The sequence below is a fragment of the Rhizobium sp. O111 genome, from assembly GCF_055616315.1.
In genome coordinates this window covers 1,071,505-1,094,863 of record NZ_JBSHXL010000001.1, presented here as the reverse complement: position 1 = coordinate 1,094,863, position 23,359 = coordinate 1,071,505, and the positions used below count along the sequence as shown (strand labels likewise).

The 23,359-nt window shown below is 59.1% G+C and carries 22 protein-coding genes and 4 tRNA genes; 10 read left to right on the top strand and 16 right to left on the bottom strand.

Going from position 1 to position 23,359, the window contains the following annotated elements; translation table 11 throughout:
- Positions 1–5: 5 nt before the first annotated feature.
- Positions 6–476, bottom strand: coding sequence for a 30S ribosomal protein S7 (gene rpsG, locus ACVTFQ_RS05585; protein WP_018902682.1), 471 nt, complete (start codon positions 474–476; stop codon positions 6–8).
- 78 nt (positions 477–554) lie between these two features.
- The gene (rpsL, locus tag ACVTFQ_RS05580) at positions 555–926 is read right to left on the bottom strand and encodes a 30S ribosomal protein S12 (RefSeq protein WP_018902683.1); all 372 of its coding nucleotides are present in this window, start codon (positions 924–926) and stop codon (positions 555–557) included.
- A 484-nt stretch (positions 927–1,410) separates the two neighbouring features.
- On the opposite strand from rpsL, the gene ACVTFQ_RS05575 reads away from it, so the two are divergent.
- Both ACVTFQ_RS05575 and ACVTFQ_RS05570 read left to right on the top strand, forming a co-directional pair.
- Positions 1,411–1,704 carry a hypothetical protein gene (locus tag ACVTFQ_RS05575; RefSeq protein ID WP_018902684.1) on the top strand — a complete coding sequence of 98 codons (294 nt, stop codon included), beginning with the start codon at positions 1,411–1,413 and terminating at the stop codon, positions 1,702–1,704.
- Between the two features lie 9 nt (positions 1,705–1,713).
- Complete coding sequence (locus tag ACVTFQ_RS05570) at positions 1,714–2,145, top strand: NUDIX domain-containing protein (protein WP_111565414.1); 432 nt, start codon at positions 1,714–1,716, stop codon at positions 2,143–2,145.
- A gap of 110 nt (positions 2,146–2,255) precedes the next feature.
- Here ACVTFQ_RS05570 and rpoC read toward each other — a convergent pair whose 3' ends face one another.
- The 11 genes from rpoC to tuf all read right to left on the bottom strand — a co-directional run bounded on the left by rpoC (position 2,256) and on the right by tuf (position 17,303).
- Positions 2,256–6,467, bottom strand: a complete 4,212-nt coding sequence (gene rpoC / locus ACVTFQ_RS05565) for a DNA-directed RNA polymerase subunit beta' (RefSeq protein ID WP_111565415.1) — start codon at positions 6,465–6,467, stop codon at positions 2,256–2,258.
- A 189-nt stretch (positions 6,468–6,656) separates the two neighbouring features.
- A complete protein-coding gene (gene rpoB / locus ACVTFQ_RS05560; protein WP_018902687.1) occupies positions 6,657–10,793 on the bottom strand; it encodes a DNA-directed RNA polymerase subunit beta in 4,137 nt (1,378 codons plus the stop codon).
- Positions 10,794–11,051: 258 nt separating this feature from the next.
- Complete coding sequence (gene rplL / locus ACVTFQ_RS05555) at positions 11,052–11,429, bottom strand: 50S ribosomal protein L7/L12 (RefSeq protein ID WP_018902688.1); 378 nt, start codon at positions 11,427–11,429, stop codon at positions 11,052–11,054.
- A 58-nt stretch (positions 11,430–11,487) separates the two neighbouring features.
- Complete coding sequence (gene rplJ, locus ACVTFQ_RS05550; RefSeq protein ID WP_018902689.1) at positions 11,488–12,006, bottom strand: 50S ribosomal protein L10; 519 nt, start codon at positions 12,004–12,006, stop codon at positions 11,488–11,490.
- A gap of 326 nt (positions 12,007–12,332) precedes the next feature.
- On the bottom strand, positions 12,333–13,025 hold the full coding sequence (gene rplA / locus ACVTFQ_RS05545) for a 50S ribosomal protein L1 (protein ID WP_018902690.1): 693 nt from the start codon (positions 13,023–13,025) through the stop codon (positions 12,333–12,335).
- A 4-nt stretch (positions 13,026–13,029) separates the two neighbouring features.
- Positions 13,030–13,461, bottom strand: coding sequence for a 50S ribosomal protein L11 (gene rplK / locus ACVTFQ_RS05540; RefSeq protein ID WP_018902691.1), 432 nt, complete (start codon positions 13,459–13,461; stop codon positions 13,030–13,032).
- 171 nt (positions 13,462–13,632) lie between these two features.
- The gene (nusG, locus tag ACVTFQ_RS05535) at positions 13,633–14,163 is read right to left on the bottom strand and encodes a transcription termination/antitermination protein NusG (RefSeq protein WP_018902692.1); all 531 of its coding nucleotides are present in this window, start codon (positions 14,161–14,163) and stop codon (positions 13,633–13,635) included.
- Between the two features lie 17 nt (positions 14,164–14,180).
- Positions 14,181–14,381: a preprotein translocase subunit SecE gene (gene secE / locus ACVTFQ_RS05530; RefSeq protein ID WP_026283763.1), complete on the bottom strand. Its 201-nt coding sequence runs from the start codon at positions 14,379–14,381 to the stop codon at positions 14,181–14,183.
- Between the two features lie 187 nt (positions 14,382–14,568).
- Positions 14,569–14,644 (bottom strand) — tRNA-Trp (locus ACVTFQ_RS05525).
- A gap of 139 nt (positions 14,645–14,783) precedes the next feature.
- Entirely contained in the window at positions 14,784–15,677 is an 894-nt protein-coding gene (locus tag ACVTFQ_RS05520; RefSeq protein WP_470423735.1) for an NAD-dependent epimerase/dehydratase family protein, read from the bottom strand.
- A 450-nt stretch (positions 15,678–16,127) separates the two neighbouring features.
- Positions 16,128–17,303, bottom strand: a complete 1,176-nt coding sequence (gene tuf, locus ACVTFQ_RS05515; RefSeq protein ID WP_111561256.1) for an elongation factor Tu — start codon at positions 17,301–17,303, stop codon at positions 16,128–16,130.
- A gap of 264 nt (positions 17,304–17,567) precedes the next feature.
- On the opposite strand from tuf, the gene ACVTFQ_RS05510 reads away from it, so the two are divergent.
- Positions 17,568–18,077: a hypothetical protein gene (locus ACVTFQ_RS05510; protein WP_111561255.1), complete on the top strand. Its 510-nt coding sequence runs from the start codon at positions 17,568–17,570 to the stop codon at positions 18,075–18,077.
- Positions 18,078–18,160: 83 nt separating this feature from the next.
- Here ACVTFQ_RS05510 and ACVTFQ_RS05505 read toward each other — a convergent pair.
- Positions 18,161–18,234: transfer RNA gene (locus tag ACVTFQ_RS05505), tRNA-Gly, on the bottom strand.
- A gap of 26 nt (positions 18,235–18,260) precedes the next feature.
- Positions 18,261–18,345 (bottom strand) — tRNA-Tyr (locus tag ACVTFQ_RS05500).
- Positions 18,346–18,550: 205 nt separating this feature from the next.
- Between ACVTFQ_RS05500 and rlmB the strand changes: the two genes are divergently transcribed.
- The 7 genes from rlmB to ACVTFQ_RS05465 all read left to right on the top strand — a co-directional run bounded on the left by rlmB (position 18,551) and on the right by ACVTFQ_RS05465 (position 22,087).
- Complete coding sequence (gene rlmB, locus ACVTFQ_RS05495; protein WP_111561180.1) at positions 18,551–19,441, top strand: 23S rRNA (guanosine(2251)-2'-O)-methyltransferase RlmB; 891 nt, start codon at positions 18,551–18,553, stop codon at positions 19,439–19,441.
- Between the two features lie 122 nt (positions 19,442–19,563).
- Positions 19,564–19,734 carry a hypothetical protein gene (locus ACVTFQ_RS05490; protein WP_181459190.1) on the top strand — a complete coding sequence of 57 codons (171 nt, stop codon included), beginning with the start codon at positions 19,564–19,566 and terminating at the stop codon, positions 19,732–19,734.
- Positions 19,735–19,802: 68 nt separating this feature from the next.
- On the top strand, positions 19,803–19,940 hold the full coding sequence (locus ACVTFQ_RS05485; RefSeq protein ID WP_181459189.1) for a hypothetical protein: 138 nt from the start codon (positions 19,803–19,805) through the stop codon (positions 19,938–19,940).
- A gap of 108 nt (positions 19,941–20,048) precedes the next feature.
- A tRNA-Thr gene (locus ACVTFQ_RS05480) sits at positions 20,049–20,124 on the top strand.
- Positions 20,125–20,275: 151 nt separating this feature from the next.
- Entirely contained in the window at positions 20,276–20,563 is a 288-nt protein-coding gene (locus ACVTFQ_RS05475) for a hypothetical protein (RefSeq protein ID WP_018898656.1), read from the top strand.
- Positions 20,564–20,775: 212 nt separating this feature from the next.
- A complete protein-coding gene (locus ACVTFQ_RS05470) occupies positions 20,776–21,549 on the top strand; it encodes an NAD kinase (protein ID WP_111561179.1) in 774 nt (257 codons plus the stop codon).
- A 4-nt stretch (positions 21,550–21,553) separates the two neighbouring features.
- Positions 21,554–22,087 carry a hypothetical protein gene (locus ACVTFQ_RS05465; RefSeq protein WP_111561178.1) on the top strand — a complete coding sequence of 178 codons (534 nt, stop codon included), beginning with the start codon at positions 21,554–21,556 and terminating at the stop codon, positions 22,085–22,087.
- Between the two features lie 85 nt (positions 22,088–22,172).
- On the opposite strand, the gene prfB is transcribed toward ACVTFQ_RS05465, so the two are convergent.
- Positions 22,173–23,304, bottom strand: a protein-coding gene (gene prfB / locus ACVTFQ_RS05460; RefSeq protein WP_111561177.1) for a peptide chain release factor 2 whose coding sequence is annotated in 2 segments (ribosomal slippage) — positions 22,173–23,234 and positions 23,236–23,304 — 1,131 coding nt in all. Because the reading frame shifts where the segments join, the coding sequence is not laid out codon by codon here.
- Positions 23,305–23,359: the final 55 nt, after the last annotated feature.

Below are 23,359 nucleotides of genomic sequence, written 5' to 3'. Positions count from 1 at the left end.
CGGGATTACCAGCGATAATGCGAGAACGCACGGTTGGCATCAGCCATCTTGTGCGTGTCTTCGCGCTTCTTGACGGCGCTACCACGGTTGTTGGATGCATCGAGAAGTTCGCCGGAAAGGCGATCGACCATCGTCGTCTCATTGCGCTTGCGAGCGGCAGTGATCAGCCAGCGAATTGCGAGGGCCTGGCGACGCTCGGGGCGAACATCGACCGGAACCTGGTACGTAGCACCACCAACGCGGCGCGAACGGACTTCTACGTGCGGAGCAATGTTGTCGAGGGCGGCGTGGAAAACAACCAGCGGCTCCTGCTTCGACTTGTTCTGCACGGAGTCAAATGCGCCGTAAACAATGCTTTCAGCGACGGACTTCTTGCCGTCAAGCATGATTGCATTCATGAACTTGGTGACGATGAGATCGCCGAACTTGGGGTCCGGGTTGATCTCGCGCTTTTCTGCTCTGTGACGTCTGGACATACTTCTCGTCTCTTAACCGTTAAGGCGCTTTATCACGCGGAGGACCTCACGCAGCGCCGAATTTACAAAAAGTCCGAATTACTTCGGACGCTTCGCACCGTACTTGGAGCGGCGCTGCTTGCGGTTCTTGACACCCTGGGTATCGAGAACGCCGCGGATGATGTGGTAACGAACACCCGGCAAGTCCTTCACGCGGCCGCCACGGATCATGACGACTGAGTGTTCCTGCAGGTTGTGACCTTCGCCAGGAATGTAGCCGATGACTTCGAAGCCATTGGTCAGACGGATCTTGGCAACCTTACGGAGAGCCGAGTTCGGCTTCTTCGGGGTCGTGGTGTAGACGCGGGTGCAAACACCACGCTTCTGCGGGTTTTCCTGCAGAGCAGGAACCTTGTTACGCTTTACGTTTGGCTGGCGCGGCTTGCGGATCAGCTGGTTTACGGTAGGCATTCAACCATCCCTTACGTTTAAATCTCAAACCCTTGCGGGCGTAACTCACGCCGTCTCCGGCAAGATCACACGCCTGTCTCAATGCGCAAAACGTGGCCCGATCTGTTTTCACAGATGGACCACAAAGAGCAGAGGACGCAAAAGAAATGCGTCATGCGTGCAGGCAACATATCTTCAACGTGCGTTTCGAACCTTGTTTGAGGTGATATCGAGGGCGTGTCGCCCCAGATGGCCATGCCTCACATGGGTTCCGATGGCGCGGGTACTACTGGTTTCCCGTCGTCTCGTCAAGGCTGTTAACAAATAATCTTCCCGAGAAGGCCTTGAAACGCGGCCTTTTGGCCCTCGCTTGGACCTTTTAGACAAAATCGCGTGCGGTGGCCAAGATAAACTTGGGCATTGCAGCGAAAGCGGCTAAGGAATCAGAGATTGCAGAGGCCAAGTGCCTGAAATGAGATTCAAATCTCGAATCGAAGGACGAAGAATGATTACCAGCCCGGACAACGACAACAACAACGAAGGCCCGATGGTCTTCATCATCATCGGCAAGGGTTACGAGACCGATGGCAGCGAAGGTGTCGATCTGCACATCATGCTGAAGGCGGCCGACGACGACAGCGCGGTTCGCGAGGCGTTGAACGCGTTGTCCGAGGAAGGTTTCATCGAGGCCGACCTCGACCAGATCGGCATGCTGACCGACATTCCGGAAGAAGAGCCGCACGCATCCGCCTACAAGGGCGCGGTCGAAGGCGAAGTCGCGATCATTCGCTTCAGCTGAGGCGAGATCATGGAGCCGGATGCGCTGAAAGTGCTGATCTATGCCACTTGGCGCGACCGGCTTCTCGTTTTCGACGAGCCGGACTTTCCCGACGTGCTCTGGCAGGTGCCGGGCGGAACGGTCGAGACCGGCGAAGATATCGCCGAGGCGGCGCTGCGGGAATTCTCCGAAGAAACCGGCCTTGCGCCATCCGCTCCCCTCACCCCACTTGCCGTCCACGACTACCGGTTTTCGCTGAAGATCGGCGGTATCGCCTGGCACCGCCGGCACTATTTTCATGTCGAGCTCAAAGATCACCACCCGGAGACATGGCTGCACCAGGAGCTCACGCCATTCGGCGGCGGCGACCCGATCCAGTTTCGCTTCTTCTGGATCGACTTCACGCAGGCAAAAGCCCGGCTGGGCTATGGCATGGAACACTGCCTGCCGATGATCGGCTGATCGCCGAGCCCTCCCCCCTCCTCAATTCCATATCCTGAAACGAAAAAACCGCCCGGATTGCTCCGGGCGGTTTTCAATTCTTGTTATCCGGTCTTGCGACCCGGCGCCGATTACTCGGCGGCCGGTGCGCTTTCGCCAGCCAGATCCTGAAGCATCGGGGTCGCGACATCGGCGCCCGTGCCCTTGCGGCGTTCTTCGAGGATCAGCTCGTCGCGCGACGTCGCGATACGGCGGATCTGGGTCATCGTGCCACCGGTACCAGCCGGGATGAGGCGGCCGACGATGACGTTTTCCTTCAGACCCTGCAGGCCGTCGGTCTTGCCGGCGATCGCAGCTTCCGTCAGCACCTTCGTCGTTTCCTGGAAGGACGCGGCGGAGATGAAGGACGGCGTCTGCAGCGATGCCTTGGTGATACCGAGCAGAACCGGCTCGCCATAGGCAGGCTTCTTGCCCTGTTCGATCAGGCTGTCGTTGACGTCCTCGAGCTCGATACGGTCGACGTTGTCGCCGACGATATAGGTCGAGTCGCCTGCATCGGTGATTTCCACCTTCTGCAGCATCTGACGGACAATCACTTCGATGTGCTTGTCGTTGATCACAACGCCCTGCAGACGATAGACTTCCTGGATTTCGTTGACCAGGTACGAAGCCAGAGCTTCGACGCCCTTGATCGCCAGGATGTCGTGCGGCGCGGGGTTACCGTCGAGGATGTAGTCACCCTTTTCGATATAGTCACCTTCCATCAGATGGAACGGCTTGCCCTTCGGGATCAGGTACTCGACAGGCTCGACACCGTCTTCCGCCGGCTCGATGATGACGCGACGCTTGTTCTTGTAGTCGCGGCCGAGGCGGATCGTACCATCGATCTCAGCGATGATGGCGTGGTCCTTCGGACGACGAGCTTCGAACAGTTCGGCAACACGCGGCAGACCACCAGTGATGTCCTTGGTCTTGGCGCTTTCCAGCGGCGAACGTGCAAGCACGTCACCCTGGGAAACCTTCTGACCAGGCTCGACCGACAGGATCGCATCAACCGACAGCTGGAAGCGGGCATCAGCACCGCGCGGCAGCTTCATGACGCTACCGCTGGCGTCCATGATGACGATCGACGGCTTGAGATCCGAACCGCGCGGGGTCGAACGCCAGTCGATAACCTGACGCTTGGTGATACCCGTGGATTCGTCGGTCGCTTCGAGAACGGAGAGACCATCGACGACGTCTTCGAACTGAACGGTACCCGAGACTTCCGTCATCATCGGACGGGTGTACGGATCCCACTCGGCCAGACGCTGACCGCGCTTGACCTTGTCACCGTCATCGACGTGCAGCTTCGAACCGTAGGCGACGCGCTGCGAAGAGCGTTCGACGCCACGCTCATCGAGAATGGTGACCGCCATGTTGCGGCCCATAGCGACGAGAACGCCGTCAGAGTTGCGCAGCAAGTTGCGGTTCTTCATCTGCACGGTACCTTCGTACGATGCTTCGAGGAACGACTGGTCAACCACGTTCGCCGTGCCACCAAGGTGGAACGTACGCATGGTGAGCTGCGTGCCCGGTTCACCGATCGACTGTGCGGCGATGACGCCAACGGCTTCACCCATGTTGACAGGTGTACCGCGGGCAAGGTCACGACCGTAGCAGATCGAGCAAACGCCGGTCTGAACTTCGCAGGTCAGTGCCGAACGGATACGGATCGACTGGATACCAGCCTTCTCGATCTCGATGACATCGGGCTCAAGGATCATCTTGCCGGCATCGACGATACGTTCGCCGGTGACGGGATGATCGATATCGTCGAGCGCGGTACGACCGAGAACGCGAACGCCAATCGACGCCACGACCTGACCAGCATCGACGATGGCGGTCATGGTGAGGCCCTTGTCGGTGCCGCAATCCACGAGGTTGACGATGCAATCCTGCGCGACGTCGACGAGACGACGGGTCAGGTAACCCGAGTTAGCCGTCTTCAGAGCGGTGTCTGCGAGACCCTTACGGGCACCGTGGGTCGAGTTGAAGTACTCGTTAACGGTCAGACCTTCCTTGAAGTTCGACGTGATCGGCGTCTCGATGATTTCACCCGACGGCTTGGCCATCAGGCCGCGCATGCCGCCCAGCTGGCGCATCTGGTTCGGAGAACCACGGGCACCGGAGTGCGACATCATGTAGATGGCGTTCATCTGCTTCTGGCGACCCGTCTCCGGATCGAACTCGACGGCCTTAATGCGGGCCATCATGTCCTCGGCGACCTTTTCGGTTGCCTTGCCCCAAGCGTCAACGACCTTGTTGTACTTCTCGCCCTGAGTGATCAGGCCGTCGTTGTACTGCTGCTCGTATTCCTTGACCAGGTTTTCGGTGTCGCCGACGATCTTCGCCTTCGAGTCCGGGATAACCATGTCGTCCTTGCCGAACGAGATGCCGGCGCGGCAGGCGTGGGTGAAGCCGAGCTGCATGATGCGGTCGCAGAAGATGACCGTGTCCTTCTGGCCGCAATGACGGTAGACCGTGTCGATCATCTTGGAGATGTTCTTCTTGGTCATTTCCTGGTTGCAGATGTCGAAGGTCACCTTGCCGTTCTTCGGCAGGAGTTCGCCGATGAGCAGACGGCCAGGGGTCGTTTCATAGATCTTCGAGTAGGGCTTGCCATCCTCGTCGATCGACTTGAAGCGGCCGCGGATCTTGGAGTGCAGCGTCACGACCTTGTTTTCAAGCGCGTGATGCAGTTCGCCCAGATCAGAGAAAGCCATGCCTTCGCCCGGCTCGTTCTGGTTCATGATCGCGAGGTAGTACAGGCCGAGAACCATGTCCTGCGACGGAACGATGATCGGTGCACCGTTTGCAGGGTGCAGGATGTTGTTCGTCGACATCATCAGGACGCGGGCTTCGAGCTGGGCTTCGAGCGACAGCGGCACGTGAACGGCCATCTGGTCACCGTCGAAGTCGGCGTTGAAGGCCGTGCAGACGAGCGGGTGCAGCTGGATAGCCTTGCCTTCGACCAGGATCGGTTCGAAGGCCTGGATGCCCAGGCGGTGCAGCGTCGGTGCGCGGTTCAGCAGAACCGGATGCTCGCGGATGACCTCGTCGAGGATATCCCAGACTTCCGGCTTTTCCTTTTCAACCAGCTTCTTGGCCTGCTTGACGGTCGAGGAGTAACCCTTGGCGTCGAGGCGGGCGTAGATGAACGGCTTGAACAGTTCCAGCGCCATCTTCTTCGGCAGGCCGCACTGGTGCAGCTTCAGTTCCGGACCGGTCACGATGACCGAACGGCCGGAATAGTCGACGCGCTTGCCGAGCAGGTTCTGACGGAAGCGGCCCTGCTTGCCCTTGAGCATGTCGGACAGCGACTTCAGCGGACGCTTGTTGGCGCCGGTGATGACGCGGCCACGGCGGCCGTTGTCGAACAGCGCGTCCACAGATTCCTGCAGCATGCGCTTTTCGTTGCGGATGATGATGCCCGGAGCGCGCAGTTCGATCAGGCGCTTCAGACGGTTGTTACGGTTGATGACGCGGCGGTACAGGTCGTTCAAGTCGGACGTCGCGAAACGGCCGCCATCGAGCGGAACCAGCGGGCGCAGGTCCGGCGGGATGACCGGGACGACCTTCATGATCATCCATTCCGGACGGTTGCCGGATTCCATGAAGTTCTCGACGATCTTCAGGCGCTTCATCAGCTTCTTCTGCTTGAGATCCGACGTGGTGTCGGCCAGATCCGAGCGCAGGTCGCCCGCGATCTTCTCAAGGTTCATCGATGCCAGCATTTCGAAGATGGCTTCAGCGCCGATCATGGCGGTGAACTGATCTTCGCCGTACTCATCGACAGCAAGCATGTATTCTTCTTCCGTCAGGAGCTGGTGCTCCTTGAGCGCGGTGAGGCCCGGCTCGGTGACGATGTAGTGTTCGAAGTAGAGAACGCGCTCCACATCCTTCAGCGTCATGTCGAGCAACGTCGAGATGCGCGAAGGAAGCGACTTCAGGAACCAGATGTGGGCAACGGGAGCGGCGAGCTCGATGTGGCCCATGCGCTCACGGCGAACGCGCGACAGCGTGACTTCGACGCCGCACTTTTCGCAGATGATGCCCTTGTACTTCATGCGCTTGTACTTGCCGCACAAGCATTCGTAGTCCTTGATCGGTCCGAAGATGCGGGCGCAGAACAGACCATCGCGTTCAGGCTTGAACGTACGATAGTTGATCGTTTCCGGCTTCTTGATCTCACCATAAGACCAGGAGAGAATCTTCTCCGGAGACGCAATCGAGATCCGGATGGAATCGAAATTCTGCGCAGGCACCTGCGGATTGAAAAGATTCATGACCTCTTGGTTCATGCCTGTCTCCTTCATGGGCTGAAAGCCCTCAAACTGCGATGGTCAGCGGCAAATCCCGGGCGCCGCGCCATCGCGAAAAAACGACAATAACCGCAGAATGCGGCGAAATCGTCCCTTCCCGGCCAACACGTTACGGGGCCAGAGCTGGGACGGTGCGCGCTACATAGCAGCGCGCACCCTATCAGGTGGTTACTCGGCGGCGTCCGGCAACTGGCCGGTCTGCTGCTCGTCAACCTTCGAGTTCTCAAGCTCGACGGAAAGACCCAGAGAGCGCATTTCCTTGACGAGAACGTTGAAGCTTTCGGGAATACCCGCTTCGAACGTGTCGTCGCCACGGACGATGGCTTCGTAGACCTTGGTACGGCCGGCGACGTCGTCGGACTTGACCGTGAGCATTTCCTGCAGCGTGTAAGCCGCACCGTATGCTTCCAGAGCCCAGACTTCCATTTCCCCGAAGCGCTGACCGCCGAACTGCGCCTTGCCGCCCAGCGGCTGCTGGGTAACGAGCGAGTAAGGACCGATCGAACGAGCGTGGATCTTGTCGTCGACAAGGTGGTTGAGCTTGATCATATACATGTAGCCGACGGTGACCTTGCGGTCGAAGGGCTCGCCCGTGCGGCCGTCGTACAGAACCGACTGACCACTTTCGTGCAGACCTGCCTTCTTCAGCATCGAGGCAACGTCAGGCTCATGCGCACCGTCGAAGACCGGCGTTGCGATGGAGACACCACGGCGGGACTGCTCGGCCAGCTTGACCAGCGCGTCGTCGTCGAAGTGGGCGACTTCATCCTTGGCCTGCGAAGCGTAGACATCCGTCAGCTCCGTCTTCAGGTCGGTGATGTCCATCGTCTTGCGGTATTCGTCGAGCAGCTCGCCGATCTTCTTACCCATGCCGGCGCAAGCCCAGGCAAGGTGGGTTTCGAGGATCTGGCCGACGTTCATGCGCGAAGGCACACCCAGCGGGTTCAAGCAGATGTCGACATGCGTGCCGTCTTCGAGGAACGGCATGTCTTCGACAGGCACGATACGCGAGACAACGCCCTTGTTACCGTGACGGCCGGCCATCTTGTCGCCCGGCTGGATCTTGCGCTTCACAGCGACGAAGACCTTGACCATCTTCATGACACCAGGAGGCATTTCGTCGCCGCGCTGGACCTTCTCGACCTTGTCCATGAAGCGCTGTTCAAGGCGCGACTTGGATTCGTCGTACTGGCCACGCAGAGCTTCGAGCTCGGACTGAACCTTCTCGTCTTCGACGGCGAACATCCACCACTGCGAGCGGGGATATTCGGAGACGACGGCGTTGGCCAGCTCAGTGCCCTTCTTGAAGCCCTTCGGGCCTGCGATGGCAACCTGACCACGCAGCATGTCGATCAGACGGCCGTAGACGTTACGGTCGAGGATCGCCTGCTCGTCGTCGCGGTCCTTTGCGAGACGCTCGATCTCTTCGCGCTCGATGGCCATCGCGCGCTCGTCCTTTTCAACGCCGTGGCGGTTGAAAACGCGAACTTCGACGATCGTGCCGTAAGTGCCCGGAGGCATGCGCATGGAGGTGTCGCGGACGTCGGAGGCCTTTTCACCGAAGATGGCGCGCAGAAGCTTTTCTTCCGGCGTCATCGGGCTTTCGCCCTTCGGCGTGATCTTGCCGACGAGGATGTCACCCGGCTGAACTTCAGCACCGATGTAGACGATACCGGCTTCGTCGAGGTTCTTCAGCGCTTCTTCCGAAACGTTCGGAATGTCGCGCGTGATTTCTTCCGGACCAAGCTTGGTGTCGCGGGCCATCACTTCGAATTCTTCGATGTGGATGGAGGTGAACACGTCGTCAGCGACGATGCGTTCCGACATCAGGATCGAGTCTTCGTAGTTGTAACCGTTCCACGGCATGAACGCGACGAGCGCGTTGCGGCCGAGTGCCAGGTCGCCCAAGTCCGTCGACGGACCGTCGGCGAGAATGTCGCCGCGGTTGATGACGTCACCAACGGTGACCAGCGGACGCTGGTTGACGCAGGTGTTCTGGTTCGAACGCTGGAACTTCTGCAGACGGTAGATATCAACACCGGACTTGCCGGCATCGAGGTCTTCCGTCGCACGGATAACGATACGCGTCGCGTCGACCTGGTCGACCACACCGCCACGGCGAGCGCCGATAGCAGCGCCGGAGTCGCGGGCAACGATCGGCTCCATGCCGGTACCGACGAACGGAGCTTCAGCGCGCAGCAGAGGCACGGCCTGACGCTGCATGTTCGAGCCCATGAGAGCGCGGTTGGCGTCGTCGTTTTCCAGGAACGGGATGAGAGCGGCTGCGACCGAAACGACCTGCTTCGGCGAGACGTCCATCAGGTTCATGCTGTCACGCGGAGCGAGCATAACTTCGCCGGCGTGACGGCAAACGACGAATTCGTCAACGAACGAGCCGTCGGAACCGAGTTCGGCGTTGGCCTGAGCGACGTAATACTTCGCCTCTTCCATTGCGGAGAGGTAAAGAACGTCGTTCGTGACCTTGCCGTCAACGATGCGGCGGTACGGCGATTCAATGAAGCCGTACTTGTTGACGCGTGCAAAGGTGGCCAGCGAGTTGATCAGACCGATGTTCGGACCTTCCGGCGTTTCGATCGGGCAAATACGGCCGTAGTGCGTCGGGTGAACGTCGCGGACTTCGAAGCCTGCGCGCTCGCGGGTCAGACCACCCGGGCCAAGAGCCGAAAGACGACGCTTGTGGGTGATTTCCGAAAGCGGGTTCACCTGGTCCATGAACTGCGACAGCTGCGAGGAGCCGAAGAATTCGCGGACGGCGGCTGCTGCCGGCTTGGCGTTGATCAGGTCCTGCGGCATGACCGTGTCGATTTCGATCGAGGACATACGTTCCTTGATCGCGCGCTCCATGCGGAGCAGGCCGAGACGGTACTGGTTTTCCATCAGTTCGCCGACGGAGCGAACGCGACGGTTGCCGAGGTTGTCGATGTCGTCGATCTCGCCCTTGCCGTCGCGCAGTTCGACGAGCATCTTGACCACGGCCAGGATGTCGTCCTTGCGCAGGACACGGACGGTGTCTTCGACTTCGAGGTCGAGACGCATGTTCATCTTGACGCGACCAACAGCGGACAGGTCGTAGCGCTCGGCGTCGAAGAACAGCGAGTTGAACATCGCTTCGGCCGATTCCATGGTCGGCGGTTCACCCGGACGCATGACGCGGTAGATGTCGAACAGAGCGTCCTGACGGTTCTCGTTCTTGTCGGCGTTCAGCGTGTTGCGGATGTAGGCGCCGACATTGATGTGGTCGATGCCGAGAACCGGGATCTCTTCGAAACCGTGCGACAGGATGACGGCGAGCGACTTCTCGTCGATTTCATCGCCTGCCTCGAGGTAGATTTCACCCGTCGAGTAGTTGACGATGTCTTCAGCGAGGAAGTTGCCGTACAGGTCTTCGTCGGTCGCCTGCAGAGCCTTGAGGCCCTTTTCGGACAGCTGACGGAGCAGACGCGGGGTCAGCTTCTTGCCGCCTTCGACGACGACTTCGCCGGTGTCGGCGTCGATCATGTCGCTGATCGTCTTCGCACCCTTGAGGGTCTCAGGCGTAAACGGAATGCGCCAGCCCTTGCCGTCACGAACATAGTCGGACTTGGTGTAGAAGGTCGACAGGATCTCTTCGCCGTCCATGCCGAGCGCCATCAGCAGCGACGTTACCGGCAGCTTGCGGCGACGGTCGATACGGGCGTAGACGATGTCCTTGGCGTCGAATTCGATATCGAGCCAGGAACCGCGATACGGGATGACGCGAGCAGCGAACAGCAGCTTGCCGGACGAGTGGCTCTTGCCCTTGTCGTGATCGAAGAACACGCCCGGCGAACGGTGCATCTGAGACACGATAACGCGCTCGGTGCCGTTGACGATGAACGTACCGTTGTTGGTCATGAGCGGCATGTCGCCCATGTAAACCGACTGTTCCTTGATGTCCTTGATCGACTTCGCGCCCGTATCTTCATCGATATCGAACACGATCAGACGGAGAGTAACCTTCAGCGGCGCGGCATAGGTCAGGTCGCGCTGGCGGCATTCATCAACGTCGAACTTCGGCGGTTCGAACTCGTAGGACACGAATTCCAGCATGGAAGCGCCGGAGAAATCCGTGATCGGGAATACGGACTTGAAAACCGACTGAAGGCCCTCATCAGGGCGACCGCCCTTGGGCTCTTCAACCATCAAAAATTGGTCATAGGACGCCTTCTGAACCTCGATGAGGTTCGGCATTTCCGTGACTTCTGGGATCTTACCGAAAAACTTGCGTACGCGCCTACGACCATTGAACGAAAGGGTCTGAGCCATCGTCGCTCCTTCAAAATTGCATCCGGGCCTGCAACGGACGGGAACCGATGGCCAGTCGACCCCGTCAAGCAATGTGCGCTTCAAACTCGTCTCACTTCCCGAAATCACGAGGCCGGATTGCCTGCGCGTCTCGGTTCGAGACCATCCTCTTGAAGAACCCATTACCCAAAAGCCGTTTTCACGCGGCTTTTGGGTAATTCGTTCCGGGAAACGGCAAATGGGAGGCCGGAAATCCAGCCTCCCAGATGCAGTTCAAGATTACTTAACGTCGACCTTAGCGCCGGCGTCTTCAAGCTTCTTCTTGATGTCGGCAGCTTCAGCCTTGGAAACAGCTTCCTTGACAGCCTTCGGAGCGGCTTCAACGAGGTCCTTAGCTTCCTTCAGGCCGAGGCCCGTGATAGCGCGAACTTCCTTGATGACGTTGATCTTGTTAGCGCCGGCGTCAGCCAGGATAACGTCGAACTCGGTCTTTTCTTCTTCAGCAGCAGCCGGAGCAGCGCCACCGCCAGCAGCAGCAACTGCTACCGGAGCAGCAGCGGAAACGCCCCACTTTTCTTCGAGAAGCTTGGACAGTTCTGCAGCTTCCAGAACGGTCAGCGAGGAGAGGTCGTCTACGATCTTTGCGAGATCAGCCATTGTATCAATTCCTTATGTTCGGTTCGAACCGGTTGTTTATAAACAGCAAAAAACCGCCTTATGCGGCTTCGTCCTTCTTGGCGTAAGCCGAGAACACGCGAGCAAGCTGGCTTGCCGGTGCCTGAACAACGCCTGCGATGCGGGTAGCCGGAGTCTGGATCATGCCCAGCAGCTTCGCGCGCAGTTCGTCCAACGAAGGCAGGGTCGCGAGCGACTTGACTGCTTCTGCGTTGAGCGTCGTTGTCCCCATGGCGCCGCCCAAAACAACGATCTTATCGTTGGTCTTGGCGAAATCCACGACGACTTTCGGAGCGGTGATCGGGTCATTGCTGTATGCAATGAGCGTCTGACCGTTGAAGAGACCAGAGATCCCTTCCGCTTCCGTACCCTGAAGGGCGATTTTGGCCAGGCGGTTCTTCGCGACTTTGACGGTACCGCCAGCTGCACGCATCTTGGAACGGAAGTCGTTCATCTGCGCGACTGTAGCACCAGCATAGTGGGCCACGACAACCGAGCCCGAAGCCTTGAAGACTTCGTTCAGTTCCGTGACGAATTCGCGTTTTTCCGCTCTTTCCACTGCCTATCTCCAGTAGATGAGACCGTGACCGGCCCCATCGGGTTGCCTTTGCCTCCTGAGATCACGAATGATCCCAAGCGACGCTTGAGGATCCTGTCCCCTCGCGCTCCGCGCCAGAAAGGCTAAGAGGCACAAGGCATCCAAGGTTCGAACCAAATCGATGAAGCGAAGCTTCAAAAATTCGGGCCTTACCCGTCTCATGCAGGCCAAGTGATTAAGGGAAAACCACCTGCAATCTCGGACAGGATTCCGGATTTCTCCGGAATATCCCGGCCCCTTGCGAGGCCGGAATCTGATGAGCCGGACTGACGCCCAGCGAAACTTTATTAAGCGGCCGTGACCGAAGCGACTTCGATCTTGACGCCCGGGCCCATGGTCGAAGAGATCGCTACGCGCTTGACGTAGTTACCCTTTGCGCCAGCCGGCTTTGCCTTGATGACGGCGTCAGCGAAAGCCTTGATGTTTTCTTCAAGAGCCTTGGCGTCGAACGAAGCCTTGCCGATGCCGGCGTGGACGATACCAGCCTTTTCGACACGGAACTCGACAGCGCCGCCCTTGGAAGCCTTGACGGCGCCAGCGACGTCCATGGTGACGGTGCCAACCTTCGGGTTCGGCATCATGCCACGCGGGCCGAGAACCTTACCGAGGCGACCGACGAGCGGCATCATGTCCGGGGTCGCGATGCAGCGATCGAAGTCGATCTTGCCGCCCTGAACGATCTCGACGAGATCTTCAGCGCCGACAACGTCAGCACCAGCAGCCTTGGCTTCGTCAGCCTTGGCGCCACGTGCGAAGACGGCGACGCGAACGTCACGGCCCGTGCCGTTCGGCAGGTTGACAACGCCGCGGACCATCTGGTCAGCGTGGCGCGGGTCAACACCGAGGTTCATCGATACTTCGACGGTTTCGTCGAACTTGGCGACAGCCCGTTCCTTGACCATGCTGATAGCGAGGTCGAGAGCGTAGAGCTTCGTGGGATCAACACCTTCGTTGATCTTCTTGGTGCGCTTGCCTGCCATGGTCTTATCCTACCACTTCCAGGCCCATGGCGCGGGCAGAGCCCTCAATCATCGCCATTGCACCTTCGATATCAGCTGCGTTCAGGTCCTTCATCTTGGCTTCAGCGATCGTCTTGATCTGAGCCTTGGTGAGCTTGCCTGCGGTGGCGCCCTTGCCAGGCGTCTTGGAACCGGACGTGATCTTCGCTTCCTTCTTCAGCCAGTAGCTGACCGGAGGCTGCTTCATGACGAAGGTGAAGGACTTGTCCTGGTAGTAGGTGATGACGACCGGGATCGGCATACCCTTTTCCATTTCCTGCGTAGCGGCATTGAACGCCTTGCAGAATTCCATGATGTTAATGCCACGCTGACCAAGCGCCGGGCCGATTGGCGGGGACGGGTTAGCCGATCCTGCCTTGACCTGAAGCTTGAGCTGGCCTGCAACTTTCTTAGCCATAACTCTCTGCCTTTCACTGACGGCCGGTTGCCCGACCAATAATGCCGGATCGCTCCGGCGGCTGCGGTTGCGTGGTTCGGATTTTAGGACCCGGCTAAGGTGCCCTCACCTTCCACGCGCTTTGCGGCTTTCGCCGCGAGGACATAAGCCGTTGCCGGCTTACATCCGAGCTCAGACCTTCTCGACCTGAGCGTATTCCAGTTCGACCGGCGTCGCGCGGCCGAAGATCGACACTTCCACCTTCAGGCGCGAACGCTCTTCGTCCACATCCTGAACCGTGCCGTTGAACGATGCGAACGGACCGTCGGAAACGCGGACCTGCTCGCCGATCTCGAAGCTGACCGAAGACTTCGGACGCTCAACACCTTCCTGAACCTGACCGAGAATACGATCGGCTTCAGAGTCAGGGATCGGAACGGGCCGATTGTCGGAGCCCAGGAAGCCGGTCACCTTCGGCGTGTTCTTGATCAGGTGGTAGGCTTCGTCGGTCAGATTGGCGCGAACCATCACATAACCGGGGAAGAACTTGCGCTCGCTATCGACCTTACGGCCGCGACGCACTTCAACCACCTTTTCGGTCGGGACGAGAATCTTCTCGAAGAGATGCTCAAGACCCTTCTGACGGGCCTTGTTCTCGATGTCTTCCGCGACCTTCTTTTCAAAATTCGAATACGCGTGGACGATATACCAACGTGCCGCCATCTTATATCTCCGCCCGATCAGTTGCCGATATTGAGCACGAAGCCCAGCAACCAGCCGATCAACTGGTCCGCGGCAAAAAAGAACAGCGCGGCAAAGACAACCATCACAAGTACCATGATCGTCGAGATCATCGTTTCACGGCGCGACGGCCAAGTAACTTTCAACGTTTCCGTGCGAACCTGCTGCAGAAACGTAAGCGGATTTGATTTGGATGCCATCGACTGCCCACGCAATTACGGCGCGTAAAGCTGATCATATCAGCCCCACGCACCGCGTGTCTGTTGAACCCCTACATAAACACCGATTCCCCATTAGACAAGAGGGGAACCAAAGTTTAACGAAATTAGCCATGTACGAGCCTCTTGCGAAATGCTGCAGGTTGTCCGCGCTGTTCGTTCAAGGAAATGGCAGGGGCAGAGGGGCTCGAACCCACGGCCTGCGGTTTTGGAGACCGCCGCTCTACCAACTGAGCTATACCCCTTTACGCTTCCCGATCAGCCTGTTGGCGAAAGCCGCGACGCATTGTCGAGAAGCATGGCGCACCCTTTAAGACGCCGAGAGGAGATTGGCAAGTGCGTTTTTCACTTTTTCCCATTCCTCGCGTGTGCATCGAAACGCGTTCACAGCTTCACGTATCGGCGCCAGTCGTGCTCCTCGCGAAAGCCCAGCACTTCCCTGATCTTGCGGTTCGACAGGAGACCCTCGAATTCGCCGATCTCGCGGGTGAAGCTGACGTTCGGATAATAGCGCGCGGCAAGCTCGCGGGTCGGCGTATTGGCCGAGACGGTATCGTTGGCGGCGTTGAACACCTGGAAGCCGAGGCCATCCTTTTCGATGCAGAGATGGCAGATCTGGCCGAGATCGCGCGCGTCGATATAGCTCCAGGCGATGCGCTTGCGCATTTCGGGATTGGCGAAATAGGTCGGGAAATTCTCGTATTCGTGCGGCTCGATAACGTTGCCGATTCGCAGTGCATAAATGTCTGCCCCGGAGCGCTCGGCAAATGCCCGCGCCGTCTTCTCGTTCAGCACCTTCGACAGGCCATAAGAATCCATCGGGTTGACGTCGTAGTCCTCATCCAGCGGGAACTGATGGAAGTCGCGATGCCCCTCGGCAAAGCAGACGCCGTAGGTGGTTTCGCTAGAGGCAACGATGATCTTGCGCACACCGAGCTTCACCGCAGCCTCGATGACATTATAGGTGCCCATCGTGTTGATGCGGAAGGTTTCGTTGTCGGGTTTGATCAGGATGCGCGGGATGGCGGCGAAGTGCACCACGGCATCATAGGGTAGAACACCCCTGCCCGCTTCGAGATCCGGAAAGTCGCGATGCATCGAGAGCGCATTATAGACCTGACCGCTATCGGTGATATCGACGATCAGGTTGGTGACACCAGGATTGTCGAGCGGCACGAGATCGATATTGTGAACCTCGTAGCCGGCATTGACCAACCACGGCACGGCATGACGCCCCGCCTTGCCGGAGCCCCCCGTAAACAGAATGCGCTTCTTCATGAAATGTCCTCCCACACTATCGGATGCGCGAATAGATACTCCAACTGTCCCGCGATCAAGGCGAAGATGGAGATTCGCGCGGCACGGTCGCCTTGTCGTCCAATCCCAAGGCGCAATCGTGATTCAAGCCGGTACCTGGGGCATTCTCGAAAGTGTAGCGAAGATCGGGCGGATTGCCGCACACCTTGGCAAGGCTTTTGAAGCCGACGCATCTTCCGTCAGGGCCACGGTAGCCAGGGCCGCCCTTGCAACCACATCCGCGGCAGGCCGGCCGCTCAGGGCAGCCTGCCGCCATTGTCTGCGGCCCAGCGCCCATCTGCAAAATCAATATACTTAGAGCCGCAACAAGCAGCGTCGTCAGCCGCACATTAATTCCCTCAGCGAAATCCAACAGAAAAAGGCCCCGCTGTTTCCAGCGAGGCCTTTCCTAACTCAAAGCAATCCTAAGGATTACTCGATGATCGAGGCAACGATGCCAGCGCCGACGGTACGGCCGCCTTCGCGGATAGCGAAGCGAAGCTTTTCTTCCATCGCGATCGGAACGATCAGCTCAACAGCAACGGTGACGTTGTCGCCAGGCATAACCATTTCCGTGCCTTCCGGCAGGGAGACGATACCGGTAACGTCGGTCGTGCGGAAGTAGAACTGCGGACGGTAGTTCGTGAAGAACGGCGTATGACGGCCGCCTTCTTCCTTCGTCAGGATGTAGGCTTCAGCCATGAACTTCTTGTGCGGCTTGACAGAGCCCGGCTTGCACAGGATCTGACCACGCTCAACGCCGTCACGGTTAACGCCGCGAACCAGAGCGCCGATGTTGTCGCCAGCCTGGCCCTGATCGAGCAGCTTGCGGAACATTTCAACGCCGGTAACCGTCGTCTTCGAGGTGGCGCGGATGCCGACGATTTCGACTTCTTCACCAACCTTGACGATGCCGCGCTCGACGCGACCGGTCACAACCGTACCACGACCCGAGATCGAGAACACGTCTTCGATCGGCATCAGGAACGGCTGGTCGATCGGACGCTCAGGCGTCGGAATGTAGGCGTCGACAGCGGCCATCAGTTCGCGAACGGCGTCTTCGCCGATCTTCTTGTCCGAATCGTTGAGAGCGGCCAGAGCCGAACCCTTGACGACAGGAACGTCGTCGCCCGGGAAGTCGTAGGACGACAGAAGTTCGCGAACTTCCATCTCGACGAGCTCGAGCAGTTCGGCGTCGTCGACCTGGTCGACCTTGTTGAGGAACACGACCAGAGCCGGAACGCCAACCTGACGAGCGAGCAGGATGTGCTCGCGGGTCTGCGGCATCGGGCCGTCAGCAGCCGAGCAAACCAGGATCGCGCCGTCCATCTGTGCGGCACCGGTGATCATGTTCTTGACGTAGTCGGCGTGGCCGGGGCAATCAACGTGGGCATAGTGACGGTTGGCCGTCTCGTACTCGACGTGTGCCGTCGAGATGGTGATGCCGCGTGCCTTTTCTTCCGGTGCAGCGTCGATCTGGTCGTACGCCTTGAACTCGCCGAAATACTTCGTGATCGCTGCCGTCAGAGACGTCTTGCCGTGGTCAACGTGGCCGATCGTGCCGATGTTAACGTGCGGCTTGTTGCGCTCAAACTTACTCTTTGCCATTTGAATGCTTCCTGTGAACGAAATGGATGACCCCGGCGAACCGGTTTAGTGCCGCCGTTTAAGGCTTTCGGCGGAATTGCGCAAGACTTAATTGCGGACGCTATTCCGCACTGCCGCCGCATATGGGAACGAAGCATTCGATCGGCAATATCGAAGTGCGACGACACATGCGCGTTTTCACCATAACCCGCCACAAGCGATTGATGCTGTGATATTACTTGCCCTTGCCGGAGCCACGCCGGCGATCGCCCGGGGGAGCATGGCATGGAACCGAAGGACATCGCGAAACGATCGGCCGGCAATTTTCTGATCTTTGCCGGCTGCGCATTCATATTGTGGATATTGGCGGCGGCGATCGACTGGATCGCGCAGGTCGTGCGGCTCTCGACGCCCGAGCGGCTGCCGGCGCTGGCAGCCTCCATCGTCAGCTCGTCGACGCTGCAGGCGATCGTCGCCATATGGCTGCTGACGGCGGCTGTCGCCATCGCGTTTCCGAGAGTTCTCAGGCCGCTATCGACCACGACGACACTAATGTTCGATGTCGGCTACGGCATCCTCGGCGCGCTGACCGGATTCGGCATCGCGATCGGGCTCTTCGGCGGTGGGTGGTCGATCCTGTTGCGCGCACTCATCTATAGCGCCGTCATCGCCGTCGGCTATGTCGCCGTGCGCAAATGGTTGTCGCGGGACGAATTCACGATGGATGGGCGCACGCGCTGGATGGCGGCCGGCATCATTGCGCTCGCCTCCCCCTTCGTTTTGCTCTGGGGCTGAGATGGGGCGCCGCGTCAGTGCGATACGCAAACGCGAACAGGCGCTTGCGCGCTGTAGATAATGTCGGGCTTCGATTTGAAAAGTGGAGCGGGTAGCGGGAATCGAACCCGCGTATTCAGCTTGGAAGGCTGCTGCTCTACCATTGAGCTATACCCGCGGGGTTTGGTCCGATCCGAGGACGAATGGTGGAGAGAGTTGGATTTGAACCAACGTAGGCTGAGCCAACGGATTTACAGTCCGTCCCCTTTAACCACTCGGGCATCTCTCCAGTTTTTCGTCCGGATCGTTAGACCAAGTCTGCTAGACTTTCGAAGCGTTGCCGCCCCTCGGTCTGCGCCGCGTATATGACGGGCCGAGTTGCCTATGTCAACACGATGACGATGGAAAATATGCGAAAAATGTCATCGGCGATGGAAAGCCCCTGTGGACAAAGAAATCCTATGCGGAAAGAAATGCCACCGCTATAAAGCGGCATGAGCAAAGACAACAAATCCGGGGGCCCGCCCTCCGACGAAAAATCCGCCAAGGATACGCACTACGCGAATCTGCGTCGTGCGCATCGCGACAACAAGCGCGAACGCGGCGAAATTCCAACTCCCGGCTTCCAGAAGCGCAAGCGTGGCGGCGACGACTGGAAGCCGCCGGCACTCGCTCCGGACCAGGTCCATCTCTATGGCCTGCACACGGTGCGCGCCGCGCTCGAGAACAAAGAGCGCAAGAAGATAAAGCTGTCGGTCACCCCCAACGCGCTGGCCCGCCTTGAGATCGATGTCGAGAAACTCGGCATACCGTTCGAAATGGTTTCGCCGCAGGATCTCGACAAGGTGCTTGGCCCCGATGCCATCCATCAGGGCGTGATGCTGGAAACGCGTCCCCTGCCCGTGCGCCGCCTCGAAGCGCTGAAGGACAGCCCGCTGATCCTGGTGCTCGATCAAGTGACCGATCCGCACAATGTCGGCGCCATCATGCGCTCGGCCGTCGCCTTCAATGCCGGTGCGCTGATCACGACGCAGCGCCACAGCCCGACCGAATCGGGCGTGCTTGCCAAATCCGCTTCCGGCGCGCTGGAGCTCATCCCTTATATACAGATCACCAATCTCGCCGATGCGCTTGGCGAACTGCACAAGCTCGGCTTCGTCACCATCGGCCTTGATTCGGAAGGCCCGGCTCCTCTCGAGGGCACCTTCTCCGGCGATAAGGTCGCTCTCGTGCTTGGCGCCGAAGGCAAGGGATTGCGTCAGAAGACCCGCGAGACGGTGAATGCGCTGGCTCGGCTCGATATGCCCGGCGAGATCAAGTCGCTCAACGTGTCCAACGCTGCGGCGATCGCGCTTTACGCGGCGCGCATTCATCTGAAGGGCTGACAGGCTCACGGACAGGCCACCATGCAGAAAGATGCCGCTGCTGATGCTCGACCGCCTCGGTTTTGACGTCAGCGGCGGTTATCATCCAGCAATGCTCCGACCAACAAGGAGAAGCATCCGACATGGCAGTTCGTCCCCTCATCATCGGCATTCTCTTCATCGGCATCCTCGTCGCCATCGTTCTCAGCATCGGCTGGATCGACAAGACCCAGCCCGTGCATCAACCCGACCCGCTCGCTCCCACAGCTCCCGGCACCAATCCCACGACGACAGCACCGCCGCCGGCGCAATAGCCGCCAAGCCCGCTCCGGAACCCAATTGCCTTATTTGCGTTTCTTCCTCGTTCAAAAGGAGAAATCGCGTGCGAATAATGATCGCTGTCATCGCTCTCATGGTTGTTTCGGTTCTCAGCATCGCTGCCATGCCGTCTTCCGGCGATGGCATGGGCGAAAATGGCGGCCACCTGCAATCGACCGTTCGGCAGACCACTCCAAACTAGCCGCGCGAAACCGGTGCCTGAATACGGCCTGTTGAAATCACTATGCGAAATCAAATCGTGGCCGATTTTTCTTTACAGAGCAGCAAAATCTGCTAATTGGCGGGCGTTGCCCTTGTAGCTCAGTTGGTAGAGCACCTGATTTGTAATCAGGGGGTCGCGGGTTCGAACCCTGCCGGGGGCACCACAATTCTTCGAAGGAATCGATTGTTGCCACACCGACGGGCCTCGGTAGACGAGATGCTCGCGTTGCAACATTTGGTTCCTATTGCCCTTGGTTTCCCAGGGTTCCCCTGCATTCACGGCTGAGCCGTGCAACATGCCAAGAGGTTATTGAAATGGCTGAACTCACCCCGGCGCAGATCGCGGGACTTAAACTCGCCCGTGACGGCGATCTCTATCCGCAGGCGGCCGGCAAGTGGACGCATGAGAACGCAACCGTGACTTATGCGAAAACGGACCGCTGGAAAGAGCGCCCGCAGAAGATCAAGACCGTCACCGCGAAGACGCTTGTGGATCTTTGCGAGCACGGCTTCCTGGAGCGCCGCAATCTCACCGACGACGGCACCACCGATACCTATGGCATCACCATGGGCGGAAAGATCTGGCTGCTTCAGAACAAGTAAGGCGCTGTCGCTGACCCGACGGGCCACGGACGCGAGTCGACCAAGACCCGGTAGAAGCCGATTACAAACAGGGGGCGCCATGAAACTGGCGCCCTTCTGCCCTCTCCTCACCTATGCAGAGAGTGGTCCCGGCGAACAGCTGCGACCTTAAAATGCCTTGTCGTGCCAGCCCATTATCATTTAGCTAGGCGGACTTTATCAAAGGGCATTGCATGAGCGTATCCTTTCAAACCCTCTGTTTTCTGGCTTCCCCTACCGCCGAGGCGCTGGCGGCGCGAGACGAACTGATTCGCATCTATGGGGATGTGCCCGCCAAGGACGCCGATGTGATCGTGGCACTCGGCGGCGACGGCTTCATGCTGCAGACGCTGCACAGCACGATGAACTCCGGCAGGCTCGTCTATGGGATGAACCGGGGCTCCGTCGGCTTTCTGATGAACGAGTACCGCACCGACGCGTTGCGCGAGCGGATCAATGCCGCCGTCGAGAACACGTTTCGGCCGCTGAGAATGACGACCACGAATGCGGATGGAACGAGCGATACCGCGCTTGCCATCAACGAGGTCTCGCTGTTTCGCCAATCCTACCAGGCCGCCAAGCTCAGGGTCGAAGTCGATGGCGTCGTGCGGCTTGAAGAACTGATCTGCGACGGCCTGATGGTGGCGACGCCGGCCGGGTCGACGGCCTACAATCTCTCTGCGCACGGTCCGATCTTGCCTCTGGACGCGCCGCTTTTGGCCATGACGCCGGTGAGCGCGTTTCGTCCCCGCCGCTGGCGCGGGGCGCTGTTGCCGAACAAGGTGACAGTGGACATTCATATTCTCGAATCGGAAAAGCGGCCGGTGAATGCGGTTGCGGATAACTCCGAGGTCAAATCGGTGCTGCATGTGCGCATCGCTCAATCCGAGCATATGACCGCCCGCATTCTCTCAGACCCCGACCGCTCCTGGTCCGACCGTATTCTATCCGAGCAATTCGAGGATTGAGGCGATGAAGCGTTTCGGACTGACAGCCTGCGCGCTGCTGATCGCCGCGGCTCCCTTGGCCACGCATGCCGCAGATGCCACGGATCCTATCTTGCCCGCGAGCATCACATTCGCCACGAGCACGGGTTACTGGGCCGACGACGGCAATGCGCCGGCGGTCACCCGTCCGCCAGCCGCGAGCACGCCGAATGCGCCAGCCTCAGCGACGGCGACGCCCGCCGCGCCAAGCCAACCCCGCCATGGCTACTACAAGCTGTTTGCGGTTCGCCAGGCCGATCGCACCGCCAAGGTCTATCTGCAGCAGATCGCGCAGACCGAGACCGGGCCCGAAATCGTCTCAACGGTCGAGGTTCAGGAACTGAACGACCTCAATCCTTATGTGACGGATATTCGCCCTGAGAACTCGACCGGGCGGCTGAACGAGCCTGGGCTGTTCGCCATGGTCTATCTGAAAACGGATCCGGATGGAGATGCCGATAGCTGGACCGTCATCATAGACGAGTTCGGCGATATCAGCGTCGAGAAGTCCGGACATTAACGCCCGTAACGCTTCGAAAGACATGCCGCCAGAATCAGAAAAGGCCCCGGATGGGGCCTTTTCTATATCATCTTGACCAGACCGATCAGTCGACGTCGTCGACCACGGCATCCGCCTTGCCGCTGATGCGGTGGGCGAGCGCTGCTTCCATGAACTCGTCGAGTTCTCCATCCAGCACGTCGTCGGGCGCAGTGCTGGTAACGCCGGTGCGCAGGTCCTTGACCATCTGGTAGGGCTGCAGGACGTAGGAGCGGATCTGGTGGCCCCAGCCGATATCGGACTTGGAGGCCGCTTCGGCGTTGGCCGCGTCTTCGCGCTTCTTCAGTTCCGCTTCGTAGAGACGTGCGCGCAGCATGTCCCAGGCCTTGGCGCGGTTCTTGTGCTGCGAGCGTTCCTGCTGGCACTGCACCACGATGCCCGAGGGCATGTGGGTGATGCGGACCGCGGAGTCGGTCGTGTTGACGTGCTGACCGCCGGCGCCGGACGAGCGATAAGTGTCGATACGGCAGTCGCTTTCGTTGATGTCGATCTGGATCGAGTCGTCGACGACGGGGTAGACCCAGATGGACGAGAACGAGGTGTGACGGCGCGCGTTGCTGTCATAAGGCGAGATGCGTACCAGGCGGTGAACGCCCGATTCGGTCTTCAGCCAGCCATAGGCATTGTGGCCCTTGACGAGCAGCGTCGCGGACTTGATGCCGGCTTCTTCGCCGTCATGCACTTCGAGCAGTTCAACCTTGAACTTCGAGCGTTCGGCCCAGCGGGTATACATGCGCAGAAGCATGTTTGCCCAGTCCTGGCTTTCCGTGCCGCCGGCGCCGGAGTGAACTTCGAGATAGGTGTCGTTGCTGTCGGCTTCGCCAGACAACATCGCTTCGACCTGCTGGCGCGCGGCTTCGGCCTTGAGTGCCTTCAGCGCGTCTTCGGCTTCCTTGACGATGGCTTCGTCGCCCTCGTCCTCGCCCATCTCGATGAGCTCGATGTTGTCTTTGATCTGCTGTTCGAAGCGGCGTACGCCGCTGATGCCATCATCGAGCTGCTGGCGCTCGCGCATCAGCTTCTGTGCTTCGGTGGCATCGTTCCAGAGGTTCGGGTCCTCTGCCTTGTTGTTCAACCAGTCCAGTCGTCTTATCGCCTGGTCCCAGTCAAAGATGCCTCCTCAGCAGGGTGATAGCCTGCTTGGTTTCATCGACTACGTTCTGGATTTCCGCTCGCATTGTCCCGCTTCTTTTGCGTTGTCTTCAAAAGTCGTCCGTCAAATAGTTGTGGCGG

Excerpts from the sequence above, each read along its gene's own strand:
- rpsG (WP_018902682.1), bottom strand. The coding sequence starts at position 476 with ATGTCCAGACGTCACAGAGCAGAAAAGCGCGAGATCAACCCGGACCCC.
- rpsL (WP_018902683.1), bottom strand. The coding sequence starts at position 926 with ATGCCTACCGTAAACCAGCTGATCCGCAAGCCGCGCCAGCCAAACGTA.
- ACVTFQ_RS05575 (WP_018902684.1), top strand. The coding sequence starts at position 1,411 with ATGATTACCAGCCCGGACAACGACAACAACAACGAAGGCCCGATGGTC.
- ACVTFQ_RS05570 (WP_111565414.1), top strand. The coding sequence starts at position 1,714 with ATGGAGCCGGATGCGCTGAAAGTGCTGATCTATGCCACTTGGCGCGAC.
- rpoC (WP_111565415.1), bottom strand. The coding sequence starts at position 6,467 with ATGAACCAAGAGGTCATGAATCTTTTCAATCCGCAGGTGCCTGCGCAG.
- rpoB (WP_018902687.1), bottom strand. The coding sequence starts at position 10,793 with ATGGCTCAGACCCTTTCGTTCAATGGTCGTAGGCGCGTACGCAAGTTT.
- rplL (WP_018902688.1), bottom strand. The coding sequence starts at position 11,429 with ATGGCTGATCTCGCAAAGATCGTAGACGACCTCTCCTCGCTGACCGTT.
- rplA (WP_018902690.1), bottom strand. The coding sequence starts at position 13,025 with ATGGCAGGCAAGCGCACCAAGAAGATCAACGAAGGTGTTGATCCCACG.
- rplK (WP_018902691.1), bottom strand. The coding sequence starts at position 13,461 with ATGGCTAAGAAAGTTGCAGGCCAGCTCAAGCTTCAGGTCAAGGCAGGA.
- nusG (WP_018902692.1), bottom strand. The coding sequence starts at position 14,163 with ATGGCGGCACGTTGGTATATCGTCCACGCGTATTCGAATTTTGAAAAG.
- secE (WP_026283763.1), bottom strand. The coding sequence starts at position 14,381 with ATGGCATCCAAATCAAATCCGCTTACGTTTCTGCAGCAGGTTCGCACG.
- ACVTFQ_RS05520 (WP_470423735.1), bottom strand. The coding sequence starts at position 15,677 with ATGAAGAAGCGCATTCTGTTTACGGGGGGCTCCGGCAAGGCGGGGCGT.
- tuf (WP_111561256.1), bottom strand. The coding sequence starts at position 17,303 with ATGGCAAAGAGTAAGTTTGAGCGCAACAAGCCGCACGTTAACATCGGC.
- ACVTFQ_RS05510 (WP_111561255.1), top strand. The coding sequence starts at position 17,568 with ATGGAACCGAAGGACATCGCGAAACGATCGGCCGGCAATTTTCTGATC.
- rlmB (WP_111561180.1), top strand. The coding sequence starts at position 18,551 with ATGAGCAAAGACAACAAATCCGGGGGCCCGCCCTCCGACGAAAAATCC.
- ACVTFQ_RS05490 (WP_181459190.1), top strand. The coding sequence starts at position 19,564 with ATGGCAGTTCGTCCCCTCATCATCGGCATTCTCTTCATCGGCATCCTC.
- ACVTFQ_RS05475 (WP_018898656.1), top strand. The coding sequence starts at position 20,276 with ATGGCTGAACTCACCCCGGCGCAGATCGCGGGACTTAAACTCGCCCGT.
- ACVTFQ_RS05470 (WP_111561179.1), top strand. The coding sequence starts at position 20,776 with ATGAGCGTATCCTTTCAAACCCTCTGTTTTCTGGCTTCCCCTACCGCC.
- ACVTFQ_RS05465 (WP_111561178.1), top strand. The coding sequence starts at position 21,554 with ATGAAGCGTTTCGGACTGACAGCCTGCGCGCTGCTGATCGCCGCGGCT.